The 21,279-nt window shown below is 73.7% G+C and carries 23 protein-coding genes; 12 read left to right on the forward strand and 11 right to left on the reverse strand.

Annotation, left to right across the window (positions count from 1 at the left end):
- The first annotated feature begins 54 nt into the window (after positions 1–54).
- The 4 genes from GA0074694_RS01220 to GA0074694_RS01235 all read left to right on the forward strand — a co-directional run bounded on the left by GA0074694_RS01220 (position 55) and on the right by GA0074694_RS01235 (position 4,281).
- Complete coding sequence (locus tag GA0074694_RS01220) at positions 55–234, forward strand: DUF6104 family protein (protein WP_091451114.1); 180 nt, start codon at positions 55–57, stop codon at positions 232–234.
- A 116-nt stretch (positions 235–350) separates the two neighbouring features.
- On the forward strand, positions 351–1,034 hold the full coding sequence (locus GA0074694_RS01225; protein ID WP_176737744.1) for a DUF998 domain-containing protein: 684 nt from the start codon (positions 351–353) through the stop codon (positions 1,032–1,034).
- A gap of 59 nt (positions 1,035–1,093) precedes the next feature.
- Positions 1,094–3,160 (forward strand): phosphate acetyltransferase, encoded by a 2,067-nt coding sequence (gene pta, locus GA0074694_RS01230; RefSeq protein WP_091451117.1) that lies wholly within the window; start codon positions 1,094–1,096, stop codon positions 3,158–3,160.
- Positions 3,157–4,281 (forward strand): acetate/propionate family kinase, encoded by a 1,125-nt coding sequence (locus GA0074694_RS01235; protein WP_091451121.1) that lies wholly within the window; start codon positions 3,157–3,159, stop codon positions 4,279–4,281. The genes pta and GA0074694_RS01235 overlap by 4 nt, the downstream gene beginning before the upstream one ends.
- A 10-nt stretch (positions 4,282–4,291) precedes the next feature.
- Here the strand turns inward: GA0074694_RS01235 and GA0074694_RS01240 are convergent, their stop codons facing one another.
- The gene (locus tag GA0074694_RS01240; RefSeq protein WP_141713942.1) at positions 4,292–4,474 is read right to left on the reverse strand and encodes a hypothetical protein; all 183 of its coding nucleotides are present in this window, start codon (positions 4,472–4,474) and stop codon (positions 4,292–4,294) included.
- A gap of 182 nt (positions 4,475–4,656) precedes the next feature.
- Here GA0074694_RS01240 and GA0074694_RS01245 point away from each other — a divergent pair, with 182 nt between their 5' ends.
- Both GA0074694_RS01245 and GA0074694_RS01250 read left to right on the forward strand, forming a co-directional pair.
- Positions 4,657–5,553, forward strand: coding sequence for an alpha/beta hydrolase family protein (locus tag GA0074694_RS01245; protein WP_091451129.1), 897 nt, complete (start codon positions 4,657–4,659; stop codon positions 5,551–5,553).
- 40 nt (positions 5,554–5,593) lie between these two features.
- Positions 5,594–6,562, forward strand: coding sequence for an alpha/beta hydrolase family protein (locus GA0074694_RS01250; RefSeq protein WP_091451131.1), 969 nt, complete (start codon positions 5,594–5,596; stop codon positions 6,560–6,562).
- 75 nt (positions 6,563–6,637) lie between these two features.
- On the opposite strand, the gene GA0074694_RS01255 is transcribed toward GA0074694_RS01250, so the two are convergent.
- The 3 genes from GA0074694_RS01255 to GA0074694_RS01265 all read right to left on the reverse strand — a co-directional run bounded on the left by GA0074694_RS01255 (position 6,638) and on the right by GA0074694_RS01265 (position 9,440).
- Complete coding sequence (locus tag GA0074694_RS01255; protein ID WP_176737745.1) at positions 6,638–7,600, reverse strand: zinc-binding dehydrogenase; 963 nt, start codon at positions 7,598–7,600, stop codon at positions 6,638–6,640.
- A 174-nt stretch (positions 7,601–7,774) separates the two neighbouring features.
- Positions 7,775–8,953: an NAD(P)-dependent malic enzyme gene (locus GA0074694_RS01260; RefSeq protein ID WP_091451138.1), complete on the reverse strand. Its 1,179-nt coding sequence runs from the start codon at positions 8,951–8,953 to the stop codon at positions 7,775–7,777.
- A 139-nt stretch (positions 8,954–9,092) separates the two neighbouring features.
- A complete protein-coding gene (locus GA0074694_RS01265; protein WP_245714498.1) occupies positions 9,093–9,440 on the reverse strand; it encodes a S24/S26 family peptidase in 348 nt (115 codons plus the stop codon).
- Positions 9,441–9,524: 84 nt separating this feature from the next.
- Between GA0074694_RS01265 and sodN the strand changes: the two genes are divergently transcribed.
- From sodN to GA0074694_RS01280, 3 genes are all read left to right on the forward strand, one after another.
- A complete protein-coding gene (gene sodN / locus GA0074694_RS01270) occupies positions 9,525–9,929 on the forward strand; it encodes a superoxide dismutase, Ni (RefSeq protein WP_091451141.1) in 405 nt (134 codons plus the stop codon).
- A 65-nt stretch (positions 9,930–9,994) separates the two neighbouring features.
- Positions 9,995–10,456: a GNAT family N-acetyltransferase gene (locus tag GA0074694_RS01275; RefSeq protein ID WP_091458473.1), complete on the forward strand. Its 462-nt coding sequence runs from the start codon at positions 9,995–9,997 to the stop codon at positions 10,454–10,456.
- A gap of 17 nt (positions 10,457–10,473) precedes the next feature.
- Positions 10,474–10,884: an ATP-binding protein gene (locus GA0074694_RS01280; protein ID WP_425413573.1), complete on the forward strand. Its 411-nt coding sequence runs from the start codon at positions 10,474–10,476 to the stop codon at positions 10,882–10,884.
- A 101-nt stretch (positions 10,885–10,985) separates the two neighbouring features.
- Here GA0074694_RS01280 and GA0074694_RS01285 read toward each other — a convergent pair whose 3' ends face one another.
- Positions 10,986–11,378, reverse strand: coding sequence for a hypothetical protein (locus GA0074694_RS01285; protein ID WP_091451144.1), 393 nt, complete (start codon positions 11,376–11,378; stop codon positions 10,986–10,988).
- Between the two features lie 41 nt (positions 11,379–11,419).
- Here GA0074694_RS01285 and GA0074694_RS01290 point away from each other — a divergent pair, with 41 nt between their 5' ends.
- Both GA0074694_RS01290 and GA0074694_RS01295 read left to right on the forward strand, forming a co-directional pair.
- Entirely contained in the window at positions 11,420–12,367 is a 948-nt protein-coding gene (locus GA0074694_RS01290; RefSeq protein ID WP_091451149.1) for a diacylglycerol/lipid kinase family protein, read from the forward strand.
- Between the two features lie 424 nt (positions 12,368–12,791).
- Positions 12,792–13,049, forward strand: coding sequence for a WhiB family transcriptional regulator (locus tag GA0074694_RS01295; protein WP_088982262.1), 258 nt, complete (start codon positions 12,792–12,794; stop codon positions 13,047–13,049).
- Here GA0074694_RS01295 and GA0074694_RS01300 read toward each other — a convergent pair.
- Genes GA0074694_RS01300 through GA0074694_RS01315 form a run of 4 tightly spaced genes read right to left on the reverse strand, consistent with a single transcriptional unit; the run spans position 13,037 to position 16,623 of the window.
- Entirely contained in the window at positions 13,037–13,828 is a 792-nt protein-coding gene (locus GA0074694_RS01300; RefSeq protein ID WP_245714701.1) for a sirohydrochlorin chelatase, read from the reverse strand. The two genes, GA0074694_RS01295 and GA0074694_RS01300, sit on opposite strands and share 13 nt — an antisense overlap.
- A gap of 44 nt (positions 13,829–13,872) precedes the next feature.
- Positions 13,873–14,637, reverse strand: coding sequence for a phosphoadenylyl-sulfate reductase (locus GA0074694_RS01305; protein WP_091451158.1), 765 nt, complete (start codon positions 14,635–14,637; stop codon positions 13,873–13,875).
- Positions 14,634–14,867 (reverse strand): hypothetical protein, encoded by a 234-nt coding sequence (locus GA0074694_RS01310; protein ID WP_091451164.1) that lies wholly within the window; start codon positions 14,865–14,867, stop codon positions 14,634–14,636. Before GA0074694_RS01310 ends, GA0074694_RS01305 begins: the two co-directional genes overlap by 4 nt.
- Before the next feature lie 43 nt (positions 14,868–14,910).
- Complete coding sequence (locus GA0074694_RS01315; RefSeq protein WP_091451167.1) at positions 14,911–16,623, reverse strand: nitrite/sulfite reductase; 1,713 nt, start codon at positions 16,621–16,623, stop codon at positions 14,911–14,913.
- 385 nt (positions 16,624–17,008) lie between these two features.
- Here GA0074694_RS01315 and GA0074694_RS01320 point away from each other — a divergent pair, with 385 nt between their 5' ends.
- Entirely contained in the window at positions 17,009–18,562 is a 1,554-nt protein-coding gene (locus GA0074694_RS01320) for a glycosyltransferase family 39 protein (RefSeq protein ID WP_245714500.1), read from the forward strand.
- 76 nt (positions 18,563–18,638) lie between these two features.
- Here the strand turns inward: GA0074694_RS01320 and GA0074694_RS01325 are convergent, their stop codons facing one another.
- Together GA0074694_RS01325 and GA0074694_RS01330 are read right to left on the reverse strand one after the other, a co-directional pair.
- A complete protein-coding gene (locus tag GA0074694_RS01325) occupies positions 18,639–20,171 on the reverse strand; it encodes a PAS domain-containing sensor histidine kinase (RefSeq protein ID WP_091451173.1) in 1,533 nt (510 codons plus the stop codon).
- A 61-nt stretch (positions 20,172–20,232) separates the two neighbouring features.
- On the reverse strand, positions 20,233–21,264 hold the full coding sequence (locus tag GA0074694_RS01330) for an SIS domain-containing protein (RefSeq protein WP_091451176.1): 1,032 nt from the start codon (positions 21,262–21,264) through the stop codon (positions 20,233–20,235).
- Positions 21,265–21,279: the final 15 nt, after the last annotated feature.

The raw sequence follows: 21,279 nt of genomic DNA on the forward strand, positions 1-21,279 counted from the left end.
AGTGTCCGCCGACACCGGCCGGGCCTGCCCCAGCGGCATGTTCGAGGAGAGCACATGTACTTCACCGACCGAGGTATCGAGGAGCTGGTTGAGCGGCGCGGAGAGGAGACCGTGTCGGTCGAGTGGCTGGGCGAGCGGCTGCGCGACTTCGTCGACCTGAACCCGGAGTTCGAGACGCCGATCGAGCGGTTCGCCACGTGGCTGGCCCGGCTCGACGACGAGGACGACGACTGACGTCCACCGGACGGGGTCATTGACACCCAGCGTCACCGTCGGGTGCACTGGGAGGCAGCGTCCACGGTCCGGTTCGTCCGGCCGGACCGTACGCCGCCCGGCCCAGGGAGGCGGACATGAGCCCCGAAACCCCCAAGCCACCCCAGGACGCGGTGACCGTACGCCGGCTCCGGGTCAGCGTCGGTGCCGTCGGCATCGCCCTACCGATCGTGCTGACCGCCGGATACGCCCTCGTCACCGGCCGCCCCGCGCTGCTCGACTCGCTCAGCGGGTATTACCACAGCCCGATGCGGGACGTCTTCGTCGGCAGCATGTGCGCGATCGGTGTGTTCCTGATCAGCTACCGGCACCGGCGGCCCGACGACCTGATCAGCACGATCGCCGGGGTGCTGGCGATCGGGGTGGCGCTCTTCCCGACCGCGCCTGGCGACCCGAGCGGCACCGAGCGCGTCGTCGGCGTGGTGCACCAGGTCTGCGCGGCCGTGCTGTTCCTGCTGCTCGCCGTCTTCTGCCTGGTCCTGTTCACCCGGACCGACCCGACGGTCCGCCCCGACCCGGTGCCCGGCAACGGGTTCTACCGCACCTGCGGGTACGTGATCATCGCGGCGATCGTGCTCGCCGTGGCCAGCAACGTCCTGCCCGACGACGTCCGCGACACGCTCCGGCCGGTGCTGTGGTGCGAGGCGGTCGCGGTGTTCGCCTTCGGCGCGGCGTGGCTGGCCCGCAGCGACGCGATCTTCCGGGCCGCCCACCCGCCCCGGGAGGAGACGCCCCGCCCGGCCGAGCCGGCCGTGTCCTGAGCCCCGGCCCGGGACCAAGGACCCGGGCGGGCCCGAGTGCGATCTTGTAGCGTGAGGGCGTGGCGCGCAGTGTCTACCTCACCAGCGTGGGCTCGGGCGGTGGCAAGTCGACCATCGCGCTCGGTCTCGCCGAACTCCTCTCCCGTCAGGTCGAGCGGATCGGCGCGTTCCGGCCGCTGGTCGCCGGCTCCACGCCCGACCCGATCCTCGCCCTGCTCGGCGACCGGTACCGCATCGAACCGCCGGTGGCGGATCTGCACGGCACCACGTACGCGGAGGCGGCCCGGCTGGTCGGGGACGGCAGGCGGGAGGAACTGGTCAGCCGGATCGTCGAGCGGTACCGCGCGGTGGAGCGGCGCTGCCCGGCGATGGTGGTGGTGGGCAGCGACCTCGACGACACCGGTGACCCGGGCAACCCCCGCGCGCTGGCCTTCAACGCCCGGCTGGCCACCGAGTTCGGCAGCGTGGTGGTGCCCGTCGTGGACGGCTTCGGGCAGGAGCCGGAGGCGGTGGCGGCGGCGGCGCGTGGGGCGTACCACGATCTGGCGGACCTGGGCGCGACGGTGCTGGCGGTGATCGCCAACCGGGTGTCCGGGCCGATGACGCTGCCGGACCTGCCCGTGCCGGCGTACGCCATCCCGGAGGTGCCGACCGTGTCGGCGCCGACGGTGGCCGAGGTGGCGGCGGCGCTCGGCGCCACCCTGCTCACCGGGGACGACGCCACGCTCGGCCGGGACGTGCTCGACTACGTGGTCGGCGCGGCGCACGTGCCGACCCTGCTGGAGCACCTGACCGACGGCTGCCTGGTGATCACCCCCGGGGACCGGGACGACCTGCTGGTGGCGGCGAGCGCCGCGCACGTGGCCGGGCAGGTCTCGCTGGCCGGGCTGGTGCTGACCCTCGGCGAGCGGCCCGACCCCCGGGCGATGCGGCTGGTCGAGCGGATGAACACCGGCCTCGCGGTGCTGTCGGTGCCGAGCGACAGCTACGACACGATCTCCGCGTCGAACCGGATCGAGGGACGGCCCAGCCCGGCCCACCCGCGCAAGGTGGAGGCCGCGCTCGGCGCGTTCGAGAGCTGCGTGGACACCGTCGACCTGGCCCGCCGGCTGGAGGTCAGCCGCTCCGAGCGGGTCACCCCGCTGATGTTCGAGTACGACCTGATCGACCGGGCCCGCTCGCGGCAGCGGCGGCTGGTGCTGCCCGAGGGCACCGAGGAGCGGATCCTCCGGGCGGCGGAGGTGCTGCTGCGCCGGGGCGTGGCCGCGCTGACCCTCCTGGGCCGCCCCGACGACATCGCCCGGCGCACCCGCGAGCTGGGCATCGACATCGGCGACGCGCAGGTGGTCGACCCGGTCACCAGCGAGTGGCGGGACGAGTTCGCCGAGCGCTACGCCGACCTGCGCCGGCACCGGGGCATGACGGTCGAACTGGCGCACGACATCATGGCGCAGCCGAACTACTTCGGCACGATGATGGTGCAGACCGGGCACGCCGACGGCATGGTCTCCGGGGCGACGCACACCACCGCCGCCACCATCCGCCCGGCCTTCGAGATCATCCGGAACGTGCCGGGGGTCTCGGTGGCCTCCAGTGTCTTCTTCATGCTGCTCGCCGACCGGGTGCTGGTCTACGGCGACTGCGCGGTCAACCCCGACCCGGACGCCGCCCAGCTCGCCGACATCGCGATCTCCTCGGCCGACACCGCCGCCCGGTTCGGCATCGAACCCCGCGTCGCCATGCTGTCCTACTCCACCGGCAGCTCCGGGGCGGGCGCGGACGTGGAGAAGGTCGCGGCGGCCACGAAACTGGTCCGGGAGCGCCGGCCGGACCTCCTGGTCGAGGGGCCGATCCAGTACGACGCGGCGATCGACCCCCAGGTGGCCGCCACCAAGCTGCCGGAGAGCCCGGTCGCCGGGCGGGCCACGGTCTTCATCTTCCCGGACCTGAACACCGGCAACAACACGTACAAGGCGGTGCAGCGCTCGGCCGGCGCGGTCGCGGTCGGCCCGGTGATGCAGGGTCTCCGCCGGCCGGTCAACGACCTGTCCCGGGGCGCAGGCGTCGCCGACATCGTCAACACCGTGGCGATCACCGCCATCCAGGCCGCCGGGGAGCCGTCGTGACCGACCGGGTGCTGGTGCTCAACTGCGGTTCGTCCTCGGTCAAGTACCGCCTCTACGCTGGCGACACGGTGGACGCCAGGGGCACCGTCGAGCGGATCGGCGAGCCGGGCGGGGGCCCGGCGGACCACTCCGGCGCGGTCCGGGAGATCCTCGCCGGGCTGGACCTGACCGACCTGGTCGCGGTCGGGCACCGGGTGGTGCACGGCGGCCAGCGCTTCACCGAGCCGGTGCGGGTCGACGACGGGGTGCTCACCGCCATCCGCGACCTGTTCCCGCTCGCGCCGCTGCACAACCCGGCGAACCTGGCCGGCATCGAGGTGACCCGGAAGCTGCTGCCGGACACCCCGCAGGTCGCGGTCTTCGACACCGCGTTCCACCACACCCTGCCCGAGGCCGCCGCCACCTACGCCGTGGACCGGGAGACCGCCCGGCGGTACGGCGTCCGGCGGTACGGCTTCCACGGCACCTCGCACGCGTACGTCTCCCGGCGTACCGCCGAGCTGCTCGGCCGGGCGTACGGGGAGACCAACACCATCACCCTGCACCTCGGGAACGGGGCGAGCGCCTGCGCGGTGGCCGGTGGACGCAGCGTCGCCACCTCGATGGGGATGTCGCCGCTGGAGGGCCTGGTGATGGGCACCCGCAGCGGTGACCTCGACCCGGCGATCCTCTTCCACCTGCACCGCGAGGCCGGCTTCGGGGTGGACGCGCTCGACGACCTGCTCAACCACCGCAGTGGCCTGCGTGGACTGGCCGGGGCGAACGACATGCGGGAGGTGCTGGCCCGCCGCGCCGACGGCGACCCGGCGGCGACGCTCGCCTTCGACGTGTACTGCCGACGGATCACCGGCTACGTGGGGGCGTACTACGCCCTGCTCGGGCGGGTCGACGCGATCACCTTCACCGCCGGGGTGGGCGAGCACGCCGCGCCGGTCCGCGCCGCCGCGCTGGCCGGGCTGGAACGGCTGGGGATCAGCGTCGACCCGGCGCGCAACGCCACCGGCGGCGGGGAGGACCGGGTGATCTCCCCGGACGGCTCCGAGGTCACGGTCTGCGTGGTCGGCACGGACGAGGAACGGGAGATCGCCCGGGCGGCCCGCGCGGTGGTCGCCGCCGGCTGACCCGCGCGGGTCAGCTCAGGGCGATCCAGAAGGCCAGGGCGAGCAGCAGCGCGGCCACCACCACCGCACCGATCAGCGACGGCTTCGACGACTCGGGCACCGGCGGGCCGGTCGGGCTGGCCAGCTCCGGAGCGGGCACGAAGGCACGATACGACTCGATGGTCCCACCCGGGTCGACGGAGTCGTCAGCCATGCCGACGAGGGTAGCGAAGCCGCGCAACCCGTGGTGAGCCGGCGCACCCGCACGCCCGCGTCCGTCGACGGTCTCCCCGGAACGCCTCCCGGCCGGGTGGCGGAAACGGATCGGCCGGGTGGCGGGCGCACCCGATCCGGAAGGCGGGAGCGCACCGCCTCGGGGGCACCTACCGTCAGGACATGAAACCCCCTCGCCTGCTCGCCGCGCTGCTGCTGACGGTGCTGCTGGCCGGCTGCGGCACGGCCACCGCCGCGCCTGGTACCGCCCCACCGCCCCGCCCGGCACCCCGGGAGGCGTACGCCGTCGGCGTGCGGACGCTGACCGTCGAGCCCGGGTCGGCCCGCCCGCTGCCGGTGACCGTCTGGTACCCGGCAGCCGGCCGGTCGGCCGCGCCGGGTCGGTTCCCGGTGGTGCTGTACAGCCACGGGCTGCGCAGCGTGCCCGCACTGCACGCCGCGTTGACCACCCGGTGGGCGGCGGCGGGCTTCGTGGTGGCCGCGCCCACCTACCCGAACACCAACCTCCGCTCGGCCCGGTTCAACCGCGCCGACGTCCGCAACCAGCCGGCGGACGCCTGGCGTGTGGTCCGACACGTCATCCGGTTGGACGGCACCCCCGGCGACCTGCTCGCCGGTCACCTGGAGACCGGCCGGGTCGCCGCTGCCGGACACTCGGCCGGCGGGTTCACCACCGCCGGCATGTTCACCTCGGGTCACCCGGCACGACTGCGGGCAGGCGTCATCATCGCCGCCGGGGGCATGGCGGGCAGCTTCGCCGGACCGCCGGCCGCCCTGCTCTTCGTGCACGGCGGAGCCGACCAGATCGTGCCGTGGCACGTCGGCCGGGCCGGATACGACCGCACGGACTGGCCCCGGGCGTTCCTCACCCTGCCCGGCCAGGGGCACGGCGAGTACCTGACCCCTGACCGGCCCGGATTCGCACAGGTCCTCGCCGCCACCACCGACCTGCTGCGCTGGCGGCTCTACGACGACCCGGCGGCCGGACGACGGATCGCGGCGGGCGCGCGGCTGGCCGGGGTGACCAGCTTCGAGGACCGCCTCGGCATCCCCCACTGAGCCGTCCGGCCGAGCCGGGAGGCGAGGCACAATCGAGGACATGTCCCGCCGCCGTACCCCCGCGCTCGTCGCCACCACGCTGCTCACCCTGGGACTCGCCGCGTGCTCGACCGACGCCGCCCCGGCCACCTGGTCCCCGGCGGCCGAACCGTCGACGACCGCCACGCCCGCCGCGGAGGCCCCCCGGGGGCGGGCGCCGGAGAAGGCGTTCGCGATCGGCGTACGCCAGCTCACGCTCAACCGGGACGGCGACCGGCCCCTGCCGGTGACGCTCTGGTACCCGGCCCGGGGCGAGTCCGGCGGCACGGCGAAACGGTCGGCACCCGCCGCCGGGGGCCGCTTCCCGGTGGTGGTGTTCAGCCACGGCCTCAGCGCCCGGCCAGCCGACTACGCCGCCCTGCTCACCCGGTGGGCGGCGGCGGGCTTCGTGGTGGCCGCTCCGACGTTCCCGAACACCAGCCGTGGCGCCGCCCAGGTCAACCCGCTCGACGTGCTCAACCAGCCGGCCGACGTGTCGTACGTGCTCACCGAGGTCCTGGCCCTGGACGGGCGGGCCGGCGACCCGCTGCGCGGGCGACTGGCCACCGACCGGGTGGCCGCCGCCGGGCACTCCGCCGGCGGGGTGACCACCATCGGCCTGTTCACCCTGGGCCGGGACGAGCGGCTCGGCTCCGGGGTGGTCCTCGCCGGCACCGCACTCGGCGTGGGCAGCGCCTTCGCCGGAACCGCCGCCCCGCAGCTCTTCGTGCACGGTGAACTCGACGAAGTGGTCGACTACTCCGCCGGCAGGGCGGCCTACGACCGGGTTCCCTGGCCCAAGGCGATGCTGAGCCTGCCCCGGGGAGACCACGGGCGGGCCCTGCTCGCCGACGGCGCGTCCCTGCGGGTCGTCGCGGACACCACCGTCGAGTTCCTGCGCTGGAGCCTCTACGGCGACGACACGGCCAAGCGCCGGCTGCCGGCCGACGCGGCACGGGGCGGTCTCGCCACCCTCGACAACCGGCTCTGAGCCGTCGCCGGGGCGCGCGTACCCGCCGCTGCGCGCGGACGCCCCGCGACCGTCGTGGTGCGGGACGCCGCCGGATCAGCGGGTGTGGTCGACGACGACCTTGCCGAAGACGTCACCGGAGTGCAGCCGGGCGAACGCCTCCTCGACCTGGCTGAACGGGTGCACGCTGTCGACGACCGGGCGCACCCCGTGTCCGGCGCAGAAGGCGAGCAGCTGCGCCATGTCCTCCGGGGTGCCCATCGAGGTGCCGAGGATCTGCAACTGCATGGCGAAGATCCGGCGCAGGTTGACCTTCGGCTCGTGCCCGGCGGTCGCACCGGAGACGACGATCCGGGCCATCGGCGCGGCCGACTTCAGGGAGTGGTCGAAGGTGGCCGCGCCGACCGTCTCGATGACCACGTCGACCCGCTCCGGCAGCCGGGCTCCCGGCTCCACGGCGGTCGCGCCCAGCGCGGCGATCCGCTCCCGCTTGGCCGCGTCCCGGCTGGCCGCGTAGACCCGCTTTCCCATCGCCAGGGCGAGCGCCACGGCCGCCGTGGCGACCCCACCACCGGCGCCCTGCACGAGCACCGCGTCGCCCTCGTCGACCCGCCCGACGGTGGTGAGCATCCGCCAGGCGGTGAGCCAGGCGGTGGGCAGGCAGGCGGCGTCGGTGGCGGAGAGCCCAGCGGGCAGCGGCAGCAGGTTCGACCGGGGCACGGCCACCCGCTCGGCGAGGGTGCCCTGGGCGTGCTCGGAGAGGAGGGAGATGCCGCGCGGGTCGCCCTTGTCGGCGATCACCGGGTAGACGACGACCTCGTTGCCGTCCGGGTCGACGCCCACCGCGTCGCAGCCGAGGATCATCGGCAGGCGGTCCGCGCCCAGGCCGACGCCGCGCAGCGACCAGAGGTCGTGGTGGTTGAGCGAGCTGGCCAGGACCTGGACGGTCACCCAGTCGTCGTCCCAGGGGGTCGGCTCGGGCCGCTCTCCCACGGTCAGCGCGGCGAGCGGGTCGGCGTCGTCGAAACGGGAGGCGAAGGCGGCACGCATGGTCGGCACGGTAACAAGGATGACGGCAGCGGCGCAGCCCCCGAAGGAGGTGACCCTCGGCCACCACGCCGCTGCGCCGTGTCCACGCCGGGGCGATGCTTCGTCCGTCCCGTCCGGCTCTGCCAGAAAAGGGGCCCCGGGCCGGCGGGCGGCGGGTGGGCCCCTTTTCGGAGTTCCGACGGTTCAGGCGCGGGCGACGCCGTCCGCGCGGGCCGCCTCCGCGACCGCCTCGGCAACGGCCGGGGCGACCCGGGGGTCGAGCGGCGAGGGCACGATCGCGTCCGCGGTCAACGTCTCGCTGACCACCCCGGCGATCGCGTCGGCCGCCGCCACCTTCATGTTCTCGGTGATCCGGGTGGCCCGGGCGTCCAGCGCGCCCCGGAACACGCCGGGGAAGGCGAGCACGTTGTTGATCTGGTTGGGGTAGTCGCTGCGCCCGGTGGCGACCACCGCGACGTGCCGGGCGGCCACCTCGGGGTGCACCTCCGGGCTGGGGTTGGCCAGGGCGAAGACGATGCCACCCGAGGCCATCCCGGCCACCGCCGCCTCCGGGATCTGACCGCCGGAAACCCCGATCAGGACGTCGGCGTCACGCAGCGCCTCGGTCATGTCCCCGCGCCGCCCGGCGGCGTTGGTGATGGCGGCCAGTTCGGCCTTGGTCGCGGTGAGGTCGGTGCGGTCCCGGCCGATGATGCCCCGCGAGTCGCAGACCACCACCTCGTCCGGGTCGACGCCCCCGGCGATCAGCATCTTGGTCACCGCGATCCCGGCCGCGCCGGCACCGCTGACCGCGACCCGCAGGTCACCGAGCTTGCGGTTGAGCAGCCGGGACGCGTTGCGCAGGGCGGCGAGCACGACGATGGCGGTGCCGTGCTGGTCGTCGTGGAAGACCGGGATGCCGAGGGCCTCGTCGAGGCGGCGCTCGATCTCGAAGCAGCGCGGCGCGCTGATGTCCTCCAGGTTGATCCCACCGAACGACGGGGCGAGCGCCGTCACCGCCGTGACGATCTCGTCCACGTCCTGGGTGTCCAGGCAGATCGGCACAGCGTCCACGCCGCCGAACTGCTTGAACAGCACCGCCTTGCCCTCCATGACCGGCATCGCGGCGCGGGGGCCGATGTTGCCCAGGCCGAGCACGGCGGAGCCGTCGGTGACCACCGCGACGGTGTGCGACACCCAGGTGTACTCGTCCACCAGGGCGGGGTCGGCGGCGATGGCCTCACAGACTCGGGCGACGCCCGGGGTGTAGGCGAGGGAGAGATCCTCGCGGCTGGTCAGCGGCACCGTCGAGGTGACGGCCATCTTGCCGCCGACGTGCAGCCGGAAGACGGGATCAGCGGGATCCGCAGAAGGCGATGACATGGTGACTCCAAGATCTGTCGAGCAGATGGACCGGCCAGCCGGGCCACGTGGTCAGCGGCAGCGGGCGGCGCGCGGTGCGGGGGTCACCCGGGCACTGCCCGAGCATAGTGTCCGGCATGAAACTCGAATGTGAGTAGGGTCATAACAGCCGCTCACTGAATCGCCGAGGTCGCGGCCAGTAGCGCGCCACCACCCGTCCCCACACGTCGGCCACGCCGTGGACGCGGGAGTCGTCGGTGACGAACTCGTTGTCACCGCGTACCCACCAGCCGCCGTCCGCCGGGCGGACCGCGCGCTTGACCACGAGCAGGTCCGGCCGGCTGCGGAAGACCGCGACGACGATGTCACCCGCACGCACGGCGCGACCACCGGTCCGGACCAGCAGCGCGTCCCCGTGCCGCAACGTCGGGACCATGGAGGGCCCGGCCACCAGCACGGCGGCCAGCGGCCCGCGCGGCCGGGGCGTACCGCCGCCACCAGCGGTCACCGGGTTTCACCTCCGCACCGTCGGGGAGCAACTCCAGGAGTAATGTCATGTCGGATCATCGCAAACGTCCCATGGAGGATCCCGATGCGTCTTCCCCGCATCTTCACGCCGCGCGTGACCGTCAGCGCCCACTGCGACCTGCCGTGCGGCGTCTACGACCCGGCGCAGGCCCGGATCGAGGCCGAGTCGGTCAAGGCGATCTGCGAGAAGTACCAGGCGAACACCGACCCGGAGTTCCGCACCCGCGCCCTGATCATCAAGGAGCAGCGCTCCGAGCTGGTCAAGCACCACCTGTGGGTGCTGTGGACGGACTACTTCAAGCCCGCGCACTTCGAGAAGTACCCGAACCTGCACACGCTGTTCAACGAGGCCACCAAGCTGGCCGGTGCCAACGGCGCCAAGGGCACCATCGACCCCGCCAAGGCCGACGAGCTGCTCCAGAAGATCGACGAGATCTCCAAGATCTTCTGGGAGACCAAGCAGGCGTGACCCTCGGCGTCACCGCACCGACGATCCGGCCGGTACGTCCCGGGGACGTACCGGCCGTCGTCGCCATGGTGCACGAGCTGGCCGACTACGAGCGGGCCGCCGACCGCTGTCACCTCACCGCCGGGCAGCTCGAGGCGGCGCTGTTCGGCCCGGCACCGGCCCTCTTCGGTCACGTGGCGGTCGACGCCACCGACCAGCCGGTCGGGTTCGCCCTCTGGTTCCTCACCTTCTCCACCTGGGAGGGAACCCACGGCATCCACCTGGAGGACCTCTACGTCCGGCCAGCCGCCCGCGGCACCGGGGCGGGACGGCTGCTGCTGGCGGCCCTCGCCGCGCTCTGCCTCGAACGGGGCTACCGGCGGCTGGAGTGGATGATGCTCGACTGGAATCCCGCCGCCGGCTTCTACCGGGCGATCGACGCCCGCACCATCGACGACTGGGTGCCGTACCGGCTGGACGGGGCGGCGCTGCGGCGGCTGGCGGCACAGGCCACCGTTGACGAAGCGGCATCCGGTCCGACCGGGTAGAGTCCGCGACCGGGGGGATGAGCGTGACTCAACTGACCGGGCGGACGACGGCTGACGAGGACGTCGTACACCTGACCGTGCCCGCGGACGGCGGCTACCTCAGCGTGCTGCGGACCGCGACCGCGGGCCTCGCCGCGCGTCTCCAGTTCGCCCTCGACGAGATCGAGGACCTGCGGATCGCGGTCGACGAGGCCTGCGCCATGCTGCTCGCGATCACCACCCGCGACGCCGAGCTGGAGTGTTCCTTCACGGTCACCGAGGACGCGCTGACCGTCGAGGTGACCGTGCCGACGGTCCGGGGCGCGAAGCTGCCGGCCGAGTCCTCCTTCGCCTGGAAGGTGCTCACCGCGCTGACCACGTCGGCCGCCGCGACCGCCGCCGACGGCCGGGCCACCATCTCGCTGCTCACCCGCCGCGCCGCGCACTGACGCCGCCGGGGGCGTCACCCGTTTCTCGACCGCACCGTGGGCCGTCGCCCGCTTCGTCCGACCGCCGTCCCCGTCGGGCCGTGCCCGGCCCCCGGACGGCGTCAGTCCAGCAGGCCGAGTGCCCGGGTGGTGGCCGGGGCGACCAGGAGCGCGCACACGCCCGCGCCGAGCGCCATCAGCGGCACCCCGAGCCAACCCAGCCCGCCCTGGATCATGTACCAACCGATCGGCAGGAGCATGAGCTGAAGCACGATCGCCGGGGCGCGGGCACCGGCCCGGCGGCGCGCGAGGGCGGCGCCGACCGCCCAGAGCGTGAGCGCGCCGCCGGCCGCGAAGACGGTGATGAGCACCGCCGAGGCAAGGTCGACCGCGTCCGAGGTCAGGTTCTCGTAGACCAGCCAGACCGCGACCAGCCCGAGGGCGACCGCCTCTCCCCTCAGCAGGCGGACCGCCGTACTCAGTGTGGTGGGCACCGGGGCGGAGTCGATCGTCACGGCGACACGATACCCGCGCGGGATCGCGGTACAGTCCGCGCATGCGGGCCGTCCTGGTAGTCAACCCGAAGGCCACCACCACGAGCGAGCGCAGCCGGGACGTGCTGGTCCGGGCGCTGCGCAGTGAGGTGGACCTCGCGGTGCGGTACACCCGTCGCCGTGGGCACGCCACCGACCTCGCGCGGGAGGCGGCCGAGGAGGGCGTCGACCTGGTCGTCACCCTCGGTGGTGACGGCACGGTCAACGAGGTGGTGAACGGCTTGATGACCGCCGAGCCGCCGACGGTCACCGGCGGCACGTCGGCGGACCGGCTGCCCGCGCTCGCCACGGTGCCCGGCGGCTCGACGAACGTCTTCGCGCGGGCACTGGGTCTGCCCCGGGAATGGCCCGACGGCACCAGCATGATCCTGGAAGGGCTCCGACTGGGTCGCTCCCGGACGATCGGGTTGGGCCGCGCCGACGACCGCTACTTCACCTTCTGCGCCGGCTTCGGGCTCGACGCGGCGGTCGTGCATCGCGTGGAAATGGCACGGAAGCGGGGCCGTGTTTCCACTCCGTCGCTATATCTTCGCGCTGCGGTGAATCAGTACTTCCTCGGCTCCGACCGACGGCATCCGATGATCCGGTTGGAGCGTCCGGGAGAGGAGTCGGAAGGCGAGTTGGCGACGGCCATCATCCAGAACACGGCCCCTTGGACGTACCTCGGTGATCGGGAAATCAACCCCAACCCGGACGCATCATTCGACCTCGGCCTTGACGTGATGGCGCTTCGTCAGCTAAGGGTGGCGAGCACGTCACGTACGGTCACCCAGATGTTCTCCCGGCACCCGGACCCCCGTGGACGACAGGTACTCCGCCTTCACGACGTGGCCGAGTTCACCTTGGTCGCTAGCCGACCGCAGGCGTTCCAACTCGACGGGGACTACCTTGGAGAGCGGGAGAAAGTTAGATTCACATCCGTACCGGCCGCACTGAGAGTAATCTGCTGAGTCTGGGGTACCACCCTCGGTTGGCGCGGCGGGTGACGCGCCGGAGGGCGACGCGCCAGATATGCCTGCAATGTCGTGCGGGCTGTACTATATTGATCCTCGGCTACGGGGCGGCGCGGTGGGGCCAGCCCTGGAAACCGGGCAAATAGGTCGTGAGCTTGCTCACCGCCGAGAAGTTTTTCGGAGCGTCACCCTTGACATTCCAGTTGTTCGTGAAAGTATTCACAAGCGGACTTGAGTTACCGGGACATTGCGCGGATAAGCTCGGCATGATGAGCTGTTCCTCGCTGCCCCAGGGCTAACGGCCTGCTCACGCAATGCTGATTCGACGAACGCGAACCGTCACCATCGGCACTGCGGATGCGAATAGGAAAACGGAAAAGCAAGAACTGCCACCCATCTCAGAATGAGGAGTGTTGCCGCCATGGACTGGCGCCACCATGCTGCCTGCCGCGACGAGGACCCGGAGCTGTTCTTCCCGATCGGGACGTCCGGGCCGGCTCTGCTGCAGGTCGAGCAGGCCAAGGCCGTCTGCCGGCGGTGCTCCGTGACCGACGAGTGCCTGAAGTGGGCACTGGAGTCCGGTCAGGACGCCGGCGTCTGGGGCGGAATGAGCGAGGAGGAGCGTCGCGCCGTGAAGCGTCGCGGCGGTCTCCGGGTGCTGCGCGCTCACTCCGCCTGACCACACACCACCGAACGCCCCGCCAGCCCGCTGGCGGGGCGTTCGCCTTTCTCCCCCGGGGTGACGCGGCTCAGGAGCAGGCGGACCAGGTCGGGAGTGTCGCCGAGCGGGGCGGAGACCGCGACGGCGCCGGCCTCCCGGGCCGCCGCCGTCACGGCGTCGTGGAACAGCCCCGGTGCCAGGAAGTACGCCGACACCGCCACCCGTCCGGCCCCCGCCGCCCGGAACCGGGCCACCGCCGCACCGGTGGACGGCGCGGCGGCCGAGGCGTACGCGACCCGGCAGGGCACCCCGTAGCTCTCCCCGAGCGCGACGGCCACCCGTCCCACCGAGGCACGGGCCCGCACGTCCCGGGTGCCCGCCGCCGCCAGCACCAGCGCGTCGAACCGGTCCGGTTCCGCCTCGGCCAGTCGCTGCCGCAGCCCGGCCAACAGTGTGTCGTCCACCACCGCCCCGACCGGACCGAGCACGTCGGTCACCCGTACCGCCATCGGGGGTCCGGCGGCGCCCGCCTCCGCCACCGCCGCCGGCACGTCCACCCGCCGGTGGTAGGCGGCGGTCAACAGCAACGGCACCAGGACCGCCCGGGGATGACCGGCGGCGGCCAGTCCCCGCAGCACCTCGACCAGCGTGGGCTCGGTGTGGTCCAACCAGCTCGGCAGGACCACCGAACCGGGACGGGCGGCGGCGACCGCCCCGGCCAACGCCCGGGTCGCGGCGGCGGCGCGGGGATCCCGGCTGCCATGGGCGACCAGGACGACCGGATCGACCCCGGCCACCGCCGCCGGACCGGCCGCGGGAGGCCGCGCCGGTGTTCCGGGGGTCAGACGTGCAGTCCGCACTCGGTCTTCTCGAACATCGCCCAACGGCCGGCGCGGGGGTCCTCCCCCGCCTTCGTCCGCCGGGTGCAGGGCCAGCACCCGATCGAGCCGTAGCCCTGCCGGAACAGGTCGTTCACCGGCACCCGGTGCCGGGCGACGTAGGCGTCCACGTCCGCCTGGGTCCAGGCCGCGATGGGGTTGACCTTCACCTTGCCGCGCCGCTCGTCGAATCCGACCACCGGGGTGTTCGCCCGGGTCGGCGACTCGTCCCGGCGCAGCCCGGCCGCCCAGGCGTCGTACCCGGACAGCGCCCGCTCCAACGGTTCGACCTTGCGCAGCTGGCAGCAGTCGTCCGGCGACTTGTTGAACAGCCGGGGCCCGTACTCGCCGTCCTGCTGGCCCACGGTCAGCCGGGGACGGATCGAGCGGACGTTCACCGGCAGCGTGCGGGCCACCTCGTCGCGGATCCGCAGGGTCTCCGGGAAGTGCAGGCCGGTGTCCAGGAAGACCACGTCGACGCCGGGCGCGACCCGGGAGACCAGGTGGGCCAGGACGGCGTCCGCCATCGAACTGGTGACGCAGAACCGGTCGCCGAAGGTCTCCGCCGCCCAGCGGGCGATCTCCAGGGCCCCAGCGCCCTCGAGGTCCCGTCCGGCCCGGGTGGCCAGCTCCCGCAGCTCGTCCGGGCTACGCCGGTCCGGCTCGGCCGGGTCGGGGCGGCCGGGACCGACCAGCCCGAACCCAGCCGCCGACACCAGGCCGCTCATCGCGGCACCGTCCCGTCGACCGCCGGCCGGGCGGCCGCGTCGGGTGCCGGCCGGGAAGCCGTACCCACCGTCGGCCGGGAAGCCGCTCGGGAGAGCAGCCCGTTGAACTTCACCGTGAAGACCCGGACGCAGGCGTGGCACTCCCACACGCCGTGGCCGGCCTCGCTCGGGCGTAGATCCTCCTCGCCGCAGTACGGGCAGTACAGCGGCACCGAACGGGTATCGCTCATCGTGTCCCCCCACCGCGACGGGATCCCACGTCGAATCGCTCGTTCACCGGAGTTCCTCCTCGTCGACCCGGATCACCCAGTTGGCGAACCTCTCCCCCTCGGTGCGGCTGGCGAGGTAGCGCCGGGCCACCCGTTCCACGTACCCGGGCAGTTCCTCGGCCGTGGTCTTCAGGCCGCGCAGCTTGCGGCCGAAGCCGGCGGTCTGGCCGTGGGCCATGCCGAGCCCGCCGCCCAGGTGCACCTGGAAGCCCTCGACCTGGCGGCCGTCCGGGCCGACCACGAGCTGGCCCTTCAGGCCGATGTCGGCGACCTGCGTCCGGGCGCAGGCGTTCGGGCAGCCGTTGATGTGGATGGAGATGTCCGCGTCGAACTCACGCAACCGCTCCTCCAGCCGGGCCACCAGCTCCTCGCCCCGGGCCTTGGTCTCGACGATCGCGAGCTTGCAGTACTCGATGCCGGTACAGGCCATCGTGCCGCGCCGCCACGCCGACGGCCGGGCCTCCAGACCGATGCCGCGCAACGCCGCCACCAGCGAGTCGGTCCGCTCCGGCGCGACGTCCAGCACCAGCAGCTTCTGGTACGGGGTGAGGCGCACCCGGTCGCTGCCGTGCGCGGCGACCACGTCGGCGAGCCGGGCGAGCTGGGTGCCGGAGACCCGCCCGACGACCGGGGCCGCCCCGACGTAGTACCGCCCGTCGGCCTGCTCGTGCACCCCGACGTGGTCGATCGGGCGGGACGGCAGCTCCGGGGCCGGACCGTCCAGCAGCGCCCGGCCCAGGTACTCCTTCTCCAGCACCTCGCGGAACTTCTCCACGCCCCAGTCGGCGACCAGGAACTTCAACCGGGCCCGGTTGCGCAACCGGCGGTAGCCGTAGTCACGGAAGATGCCCACCACCCCGGCCCACACGTCGGGGACCTCGGCCAACGGCACCCACGCCCCGAGCCGCTTGGCGAGCATGGGATTGGTGGCGAGCCCGCCACCGACCCAGACGTCGAACCCGGGGCCGTGGTCGGGGTGGTCCACCCCGAGGAAGGCGATGTCGTTCGCCTCGTACGGGGTGTCAACCAGCCAGGAGATCGAGGACTTGAACTTGCGGGGCAGGTTGGAGTACTGCTTGTCGCCGACGTACCGCCGGACGATCTCGTCGATCGCCGGGGTCGGGTCGACCAGTTCGTCCCTCGCCACGCCGGCGACCGGACTGCCGAGCACGATCCGGGGGCAGTCCCCGCACGCCTCGGTGGTCTGGAGGCCGACCGACTCCAGCCGCCGCCAGATCTCCGGCATGTCCTCGACCCGGATCCAGTGGTACTGGATGTTCTGCCGGTCGGTGATGTCGGCGGTGTCCCGGGCGAACTCCCGGGAGATGTCGGCGACCACCCGCAGCTGCGCCAGGCTGAGCTGCCCACCGTCGACCCGCACCCGGAGCATGAAGAACTCGTCCTCCAGCTCGTGCGGCTCCAGCACGGCGGTCCGCCCACCGTCGATCCCGGCCTTGCGCTGGGTGTAGAGGCCCCACCAGCGGAACCGGCCACGCAGGTCCTGCGGGTCGATCGAGGCGAAGCCCCCGTGCGCGTAGATGTTCTCGATCCGGGCGCGGACGTTGAGCGGGTCGTCGTCCTTCTTCATCCGCTCGTTCGGGTTGAGCGGCTCCCGGTGCCCGAGCGCCCACTGCCCCTCACCCCGGGGTCGGCGGGGGGCCCGGGCGGCGGTCGCCACCGGGCGCTCGGGCCGGTCCGGGGTGCTGTTGACGGCCATCGCGGCGTCCTCCGTTGTCTGGTGATCGCGTCGGTGCGAGCGCGGGACGCGCCGGCCAGCCCGGAATACCGGGCGAAGAGACAACGGTGTCGGGGAGCCGGCGCGGATGCGCGCCCGAGACGAATGAGTCGGGCGTCGTCAGTGGGCCGGACAGATGGCACTGCGGACGCGACCGTAGTCGACGTGGCGGCGGGCCACGAAGCGGCGCTCGACAGCGGCGGTCATGTCGCCCATGCTGCCACACCCGCGAGAACCCGGCCAAGGTCCCGGTGCGCCATCCCACATCACGGGCGACCTCGGAACACGCGCCTGCGAACCGGGCCGAACCGATCGACCTGTCCCGATCACCCCGTCGGCGGCTACCGACGCGTGCGACGCTTCGGGGGTGGTCGGCGGATCCGACGTACCAGGCGGCTGGCGGGACCGGGTCCGACGCGCCGGCCGCCCGGTCTGGCTCTGGCCGACTCTGCTGACCCTCGCCATCGCCTCCGCCGGACTCGGCCGGGCCCAACCCTGGCGGGACGAGCTGGCCACCTGGAGCGCCGCCACCCGTCCGCTGCCCGACCTGGCCCGGATGGCGGCCAGCGTCGACGCCACCCTCGCCCCGTACTACCTGCTCGCGCATGGCCAGGTGGCGCTTCTCGGCGACTCGGTGACAGCGCTGCGGGTCCCGTCCGTGCTGGCCATGGGCGGGGCGGCCGCCCTCACCGCCGTCCTCGGGGAGCGCCTGTTCGGCGTCCGGGCCGGCCGGTGGGGCGGGCTGCTCTTCGCGGTGCTGCCAAGCACCTCCCGGTACGGGCAGGAGGCCCGGCCGTACGCGCTGGCCACCCTGCTCGCGGTGGCCGCGACGGTGCTGCTGGTGGCGGCGACGCAGCGGCCGGGCCGGGGCCGGTGGGTCGCGTACGCCGGGGTGGTGGCCGCCCTCGGCCTGGCGCACCTGGTCGCGCTGACCCTGCTCGCGGCGCACGCCCTGGCGGTGCGGGGCACGGTCCGCCGCTGGCTGCTCGCCGTGGTGCCGGCGACCGCCGTGGCGATCCCGCTGGTGCTGCTCGCCCGGCGGCAGCAGTCCCGCCAGTTGAGCTGGGTGGATCCGGCCCGCCTCGGCGACCTGGCCGGACTGCCCGGCTCGCTCACCGCCAGCGCCGTGGTGGGTGGCATGCTGGTCGGACTGGCCGTGGTCGGCGCCGCCCGGCCGGCCGGCGACGCTCCGTCCGGGGCCGACGCCCTCCGAGCGCTCGGGGGCGCCCCGGCCGACACCGACGCCCCCCGGCCGGCGGCCGACGATGGGACGGTGGGACGGGCGATGGCCGACCGGCGGTGGGGCTGGCTCATGCTGGCGGCGGTGGCCGTCCCGGCCGCACTGCTCTTCGCCGCCGGGCTGGTGACCGCCGTCTGGGTGCCGCGCTACCTCGTCTTCACCACGCCGTTCCTCTGCCTGCCCGCCGGAGCGCTGCTCGCCTCGGTGCGCCTGGGGCCCGCCCTGGCGGTGGTCGGCCTGACCGCCGTCCTCGGCGCACCCGCCCAGCTCGACCTGCGGCGTACCCACGACTGGCCCCGCTCCGCCCAGGTCGACTACCGGGCGGCGGCCCGGATCGTCGCCGCCGGGCAGCGCCCCGGCGACGGGGTCGTCTACGGCTCCCGCGACGGCTTCCTCTTCCTCGACCTCGGCCTGGCGTACCACCTGGGCGACGAGCGTCCCCGCGACGTGCTGGCGGTACGCGACCCGCGCCGGGCCGGTGACCTGCGTGCCGCCGAGTGCGCGCGACCGGCCCGCTGCCTGGCCGGGGTGGACCGGGTGTGGCTGGTGGTGGCCGGCCACCGGGCCGATCCGGTGGCCGCGCTGCCGGCGGCGAAGCGGGAGGCGCTCGACGGCTTCGCCACCACCAGCCGCGCGACGGCGCCGGGCATCACCGTCGCTCTGCTCACCCGGCCGGGCTGAGGTGGATGCAGGGGACCCCTGCTACTCAAAAAGCGGTAGGAAGGGTCCCCTGCATCCACCTCAGCCCGCAACCAGCTCAGCGGGGGCGGGGCGCGGCGAGCGGAACGACCAGCACCGCCTCGGTGCCGCCACCGACGCGGTTACGCAGCTCGATGCTGCCGCGCAACTCCCCGGTGGCCAGGGCCCGGACGATCTGGAGGCCCAGGTTGCCGCCGCGTTCGGCGTCGAAGTCGACGGGCAGCCCCCGACCGTTGTCGTCGACGGTGACGTGCAGTTGCTTGCGGAAGCGGTGCGCGGAGACCACCACCTCCGCCCCGGCGGACACGGTGCCCGGCTCGGGGGCGGAGTCGCTGGGCGGAAAGCCGTGCTCCACGGCGTTGAGCAACAGTTCGTTGAGGACCATCACCAGCGAGGTGGCGATCTCGGCGGGCAGGACGCCGAAACTGCCCTCCCGGCGCATCCGCACCGGGGTGTCGGTGGCGGCGACCTCGGCCGCCGCGCGGGCCACCCGGTCGACGATCCCGTCGAACTCGACCGCCTCGTCGCTGGACATGGAGAGGGTCTCGTGGACCAGCGCGATCGAGGCGACCCGGCGTACCGATTCCTCCAGCGCGGCCCGGGCGGCGGGGATACCGACCCGGCGGGCCTGGAGCCGCAGCAGCGCCGCCACGGTCTGGAGGTTGTTCTTCACCCGGTGGTGGATCTCCCGGATGGTGGCGTCCTTGGTGATCAGCGCCCGGTCGCGGCGACGGACCTCGGTGATGTCCCGGACCAGCACCAGCGCGCCGATCGGCACGCCGGCCGGCATCAGCGGCAGCGCCCGGGTGAGCATGGTCGCCCCCCGGGCGTCGATCTCGCGGCGGGGCGGGGCCTCGCCCCGGAGCGCGGCGAGGATGCCGTTGGCCGCGTCGGTGCCCTCCAGCGGGTCGGTGGCGAGCCGGCGGTGCAGCACCGCCAGGTCCTCACCGACCAGGTGGGAGGCGAACCCGAGCCGCCGGTACGCCGACTGGGCGTTCGGGCTGGCGTAGGTGACCTTCCCGCTGGCGTCGAGCCGGACCAGCCCGTCGCCGACCCGGGGCGCGGAGGTGGTCTCGCCCGGATGGCGGGGCGGCGGGAAGGTGCCGTCGGCGAGCATCTGGGCCAGGTCGTCGGCGGTGGTCAGGTAGTTCAGTTCCAGCTGGCTGGGCGTGCGGGCGGTGGAGAGGTTGGTGTCCCGCCCCACCACGGCGATCACCTCACCGGCCTCGCCGTCGGCGGTGCGGAGCCGCACCGGGATGGCCTCGTGCCGGGCCGGGACGTCGCCGTACCAGACCGGGTCGCCCTCCCGCCAAATCCGGCCCTGGCTGTACGCGATGGCCAGGTGGGCCACCTCCGGCCCGCCGACGATCCGTCCCACCTGGTCGTCCAGGTATGCGGTCGGGGCGGTCGTCGGGCGGACCTGGGCGACGCAGAGGAAGCTCTCGTCGCCGTCCACGGGCACCCAGAGCAGCAGGTCGGCGAAGGACAGGTCGGACAGGAGCTGCCAGTCGCCGGCGATCCGGTGCAGGTGGTCGACGTCGGCCGGACGGAGCTGGGTGTGCTCCTCGGCGAGTTCGCGCAGCGTGGACACCTGGACAGCCTGCCACGCCGGATCTCACCCCGCCCGGTCGGCCACCGCACGGGCGGCACGGTCACATGGTCGAGGTGACCTTCTTCAATCCGCGCGGGGCGTCCGGGTCCTCGCCCCGGGCGAGCGCCAGGCTGAGCGCCAGCCGCTGCAACGGCAGGATGTCGAGCAGTGGCGCGTACCGCTCGTCGACGTCGGGGACGGCCATCCGGGTGGCTCCCTCGACGTCCGCGGAGCCGACCACGACCACGTCGGCACGGCGTTCGCCGAGCCGGGGCAGCACCTCGCGCATCGAGCGCCCGCCGAGACCGGAGCCGACCACGGCCAGCACCGGCACGTCCGGGTCGGTCATCGCGAGCGGGCCGTGCAGCAGGTCCGCCCCGGAGAAGGCGAGCGCCGGCAGGTAGGACGTCTCCATCAGCTTCAGCGCCGCCTCCCGCGCCGTCGGGTAGGCGTACCCGCGACCGGTGGTGACCAGGCGCGCGGCGAACCGGTAACGGGCGGCGAGCTGGGTCGGCGTGGGGTCGGCGAGAGTGCGCGCGGCGAGGTCCGGAAGGGCGTCGAGCGCGGCGCGCTCGACGGCCGGCAGGCTGCCGTCGCCGTTGCGGATGCCCTCGACCAGCAGCAGCAGGGCCAGCAGTTCGGCGGTGTACGTCTTGGTGGCGGCGACGGCCCGCTCGTGCCCGGCGGCGATGTCGACACTCAACTCGGCGGCCCGGGCCAGCGGCGACTGCGGAGCGTTGGTGACGGCGAGGGTGAGCGCACCGCTGGCACGGGCCACCCGGATCACCTCCACCAGGTCCGGCGAGCCGCCGCTCTGGCTGACCCCGACCACGAGGGCGTCGGAGAGGTCCGGCCGGGCGCCGAAAACGGTGATCGTGCTCGGCGAGGCGAGCCCGGCGGGGATGCCGAGGCGGATCTCGGTGAGGTACGCACCGTAGAGGGCGGCGTGGTCGGAGGTGCCGCGGGCGGTGAAGACCACGTGCCGTGGCCGCCGCCGGGCGATCACCTCGGCCACCCGGGCGATCGGTCCGGCGTGTTCGGCGGAGAGCAGCCGGGCGAACCCCGCCGGCTGCTCTCCGATGTCGGTGGTCATGCCAGCCCCTGGACC

The sequence above is a fragment of the Micromonospora inyonensis genome, assembly GCF_900091415.1.
GTDB classification, from domain to species: domain Bacteria; phylum Actinomycetota; class Actinomycetes; order Mycobacteriales; family Micromonosporaceae; genus Micromonospora; species Micromonospora inyonensis.

Excerpts from the sequence above, each read along its gene's own strand:
- GA0074694_RS01220 (WP_091451114.1), top strand. The coding sequence starts at position 55 with ATGTACTTCACCGACCGAGGTATCGAGGAGCTGGTTGAGCGGCGCGGA.
- GA0074694_RS01225 (WP_176737744.1), top strand. The coding sequence starts at position 351 with ATGAGCCCCGAAACCCCCAAGCCACCCCAGGACGCGGTGACCGTACGC.
- GA0074694_RS01240 (WP_141713942.1), bottom strand. The coding sequence starts at position 4,474 with ATGGCTGACGACTCCGTCGACCCGGGTGGGACCATCGAGTCGTATCGT.
- GA0074694_RS01245 (WP_091451129.1), top strand. The coding sequence starts at position 4,657 with ATGAAACCCCCTCGCCTGCTCGCCGCGCTGCTGCTGACGGTGCTGCTG.
- GA0074694_RS01250 (WP_091451131.1), top strand. The coding sequence starts at position 5,594 with ATGTCCCGCCGCCGTACCCCCGCGCTCGTCGCCACCACGCTGCTCACC.
- GA0074694_RS01260 (WP_091451138.1), bottom strand. The coding sequence starts at position 8,953 with ATGTCATCGCCTTCTGCGGATCCCGCTGATCCCGTCTTCCGGCTGCAC.
- sodN (WP_091451141.1), top strand. The coding sequence starts at position 9,525 with ATGCGTCTTCCCCGCATCTTCACGCCGCGCGTGACCGTCAGCGCCCAC.
- GA0074694_RS01275 (WP_091458473.1), top strand. The coding sequence starts at position 9,995 with ATGGTGCACGAGCTGGCCGACTACGAGCGGGCCGCCGACCGCTGTCAC.
- GA0074694_RS01280 (WP_425413573.1), top strand. The coding sequence starts at position 10,474 with ATGAGCGTGACTCAACTGACCGGGCGGACGACGGCTGACGAGGACGTC.
- GA0074694_RS01290 (WP_091451149.1), top strand. The coding sequence starts at position 11,420 with ATGCGGGCCGTCCTGGTAGTCAACCCGAAGGCCACCACCACGAGCGAG.
- GA0074694_RS01295 (WP_088982262.1), top strand. The coding sequence starts at position 12,792 with ATGGACTGGCGCCACCATGCTGCCTGCCGCGACGAGGACCCGGAGCTG.
- GA0074694_RS01305 (WP_091451158.1), bottom strand. The coding sequence starts at position 14,637 with ATGAGCGGCCTGGTGTCGGCGGCTGGGTTCGGGCTGGTCGGTCCCGGC.
- GA0074694_RS01310 (WP_091451164.1), bottom strand. The coding sequence starts at position 14,867 with ATGAGCGATACCCGTTCGGTGCCGCTGTACTGCCCGTACTGCGGCGAG.
- GA0074694_RS01315 (WP_091451167.1), bottom strand. The coding sequence starts at position 16,623 with ATGGCCGTCAACAGCACCCCGGACCGGCCCGAGCGCCCGGTGGCGACC.
- GA0074694_RS01330 (WP_091451176.1), bottom strand. The coding sequence starts at position 21,264 with ATGACCACCGACATCGGAGAGCAGCCGGCGGGGTTCGCCCGGCTGCTC.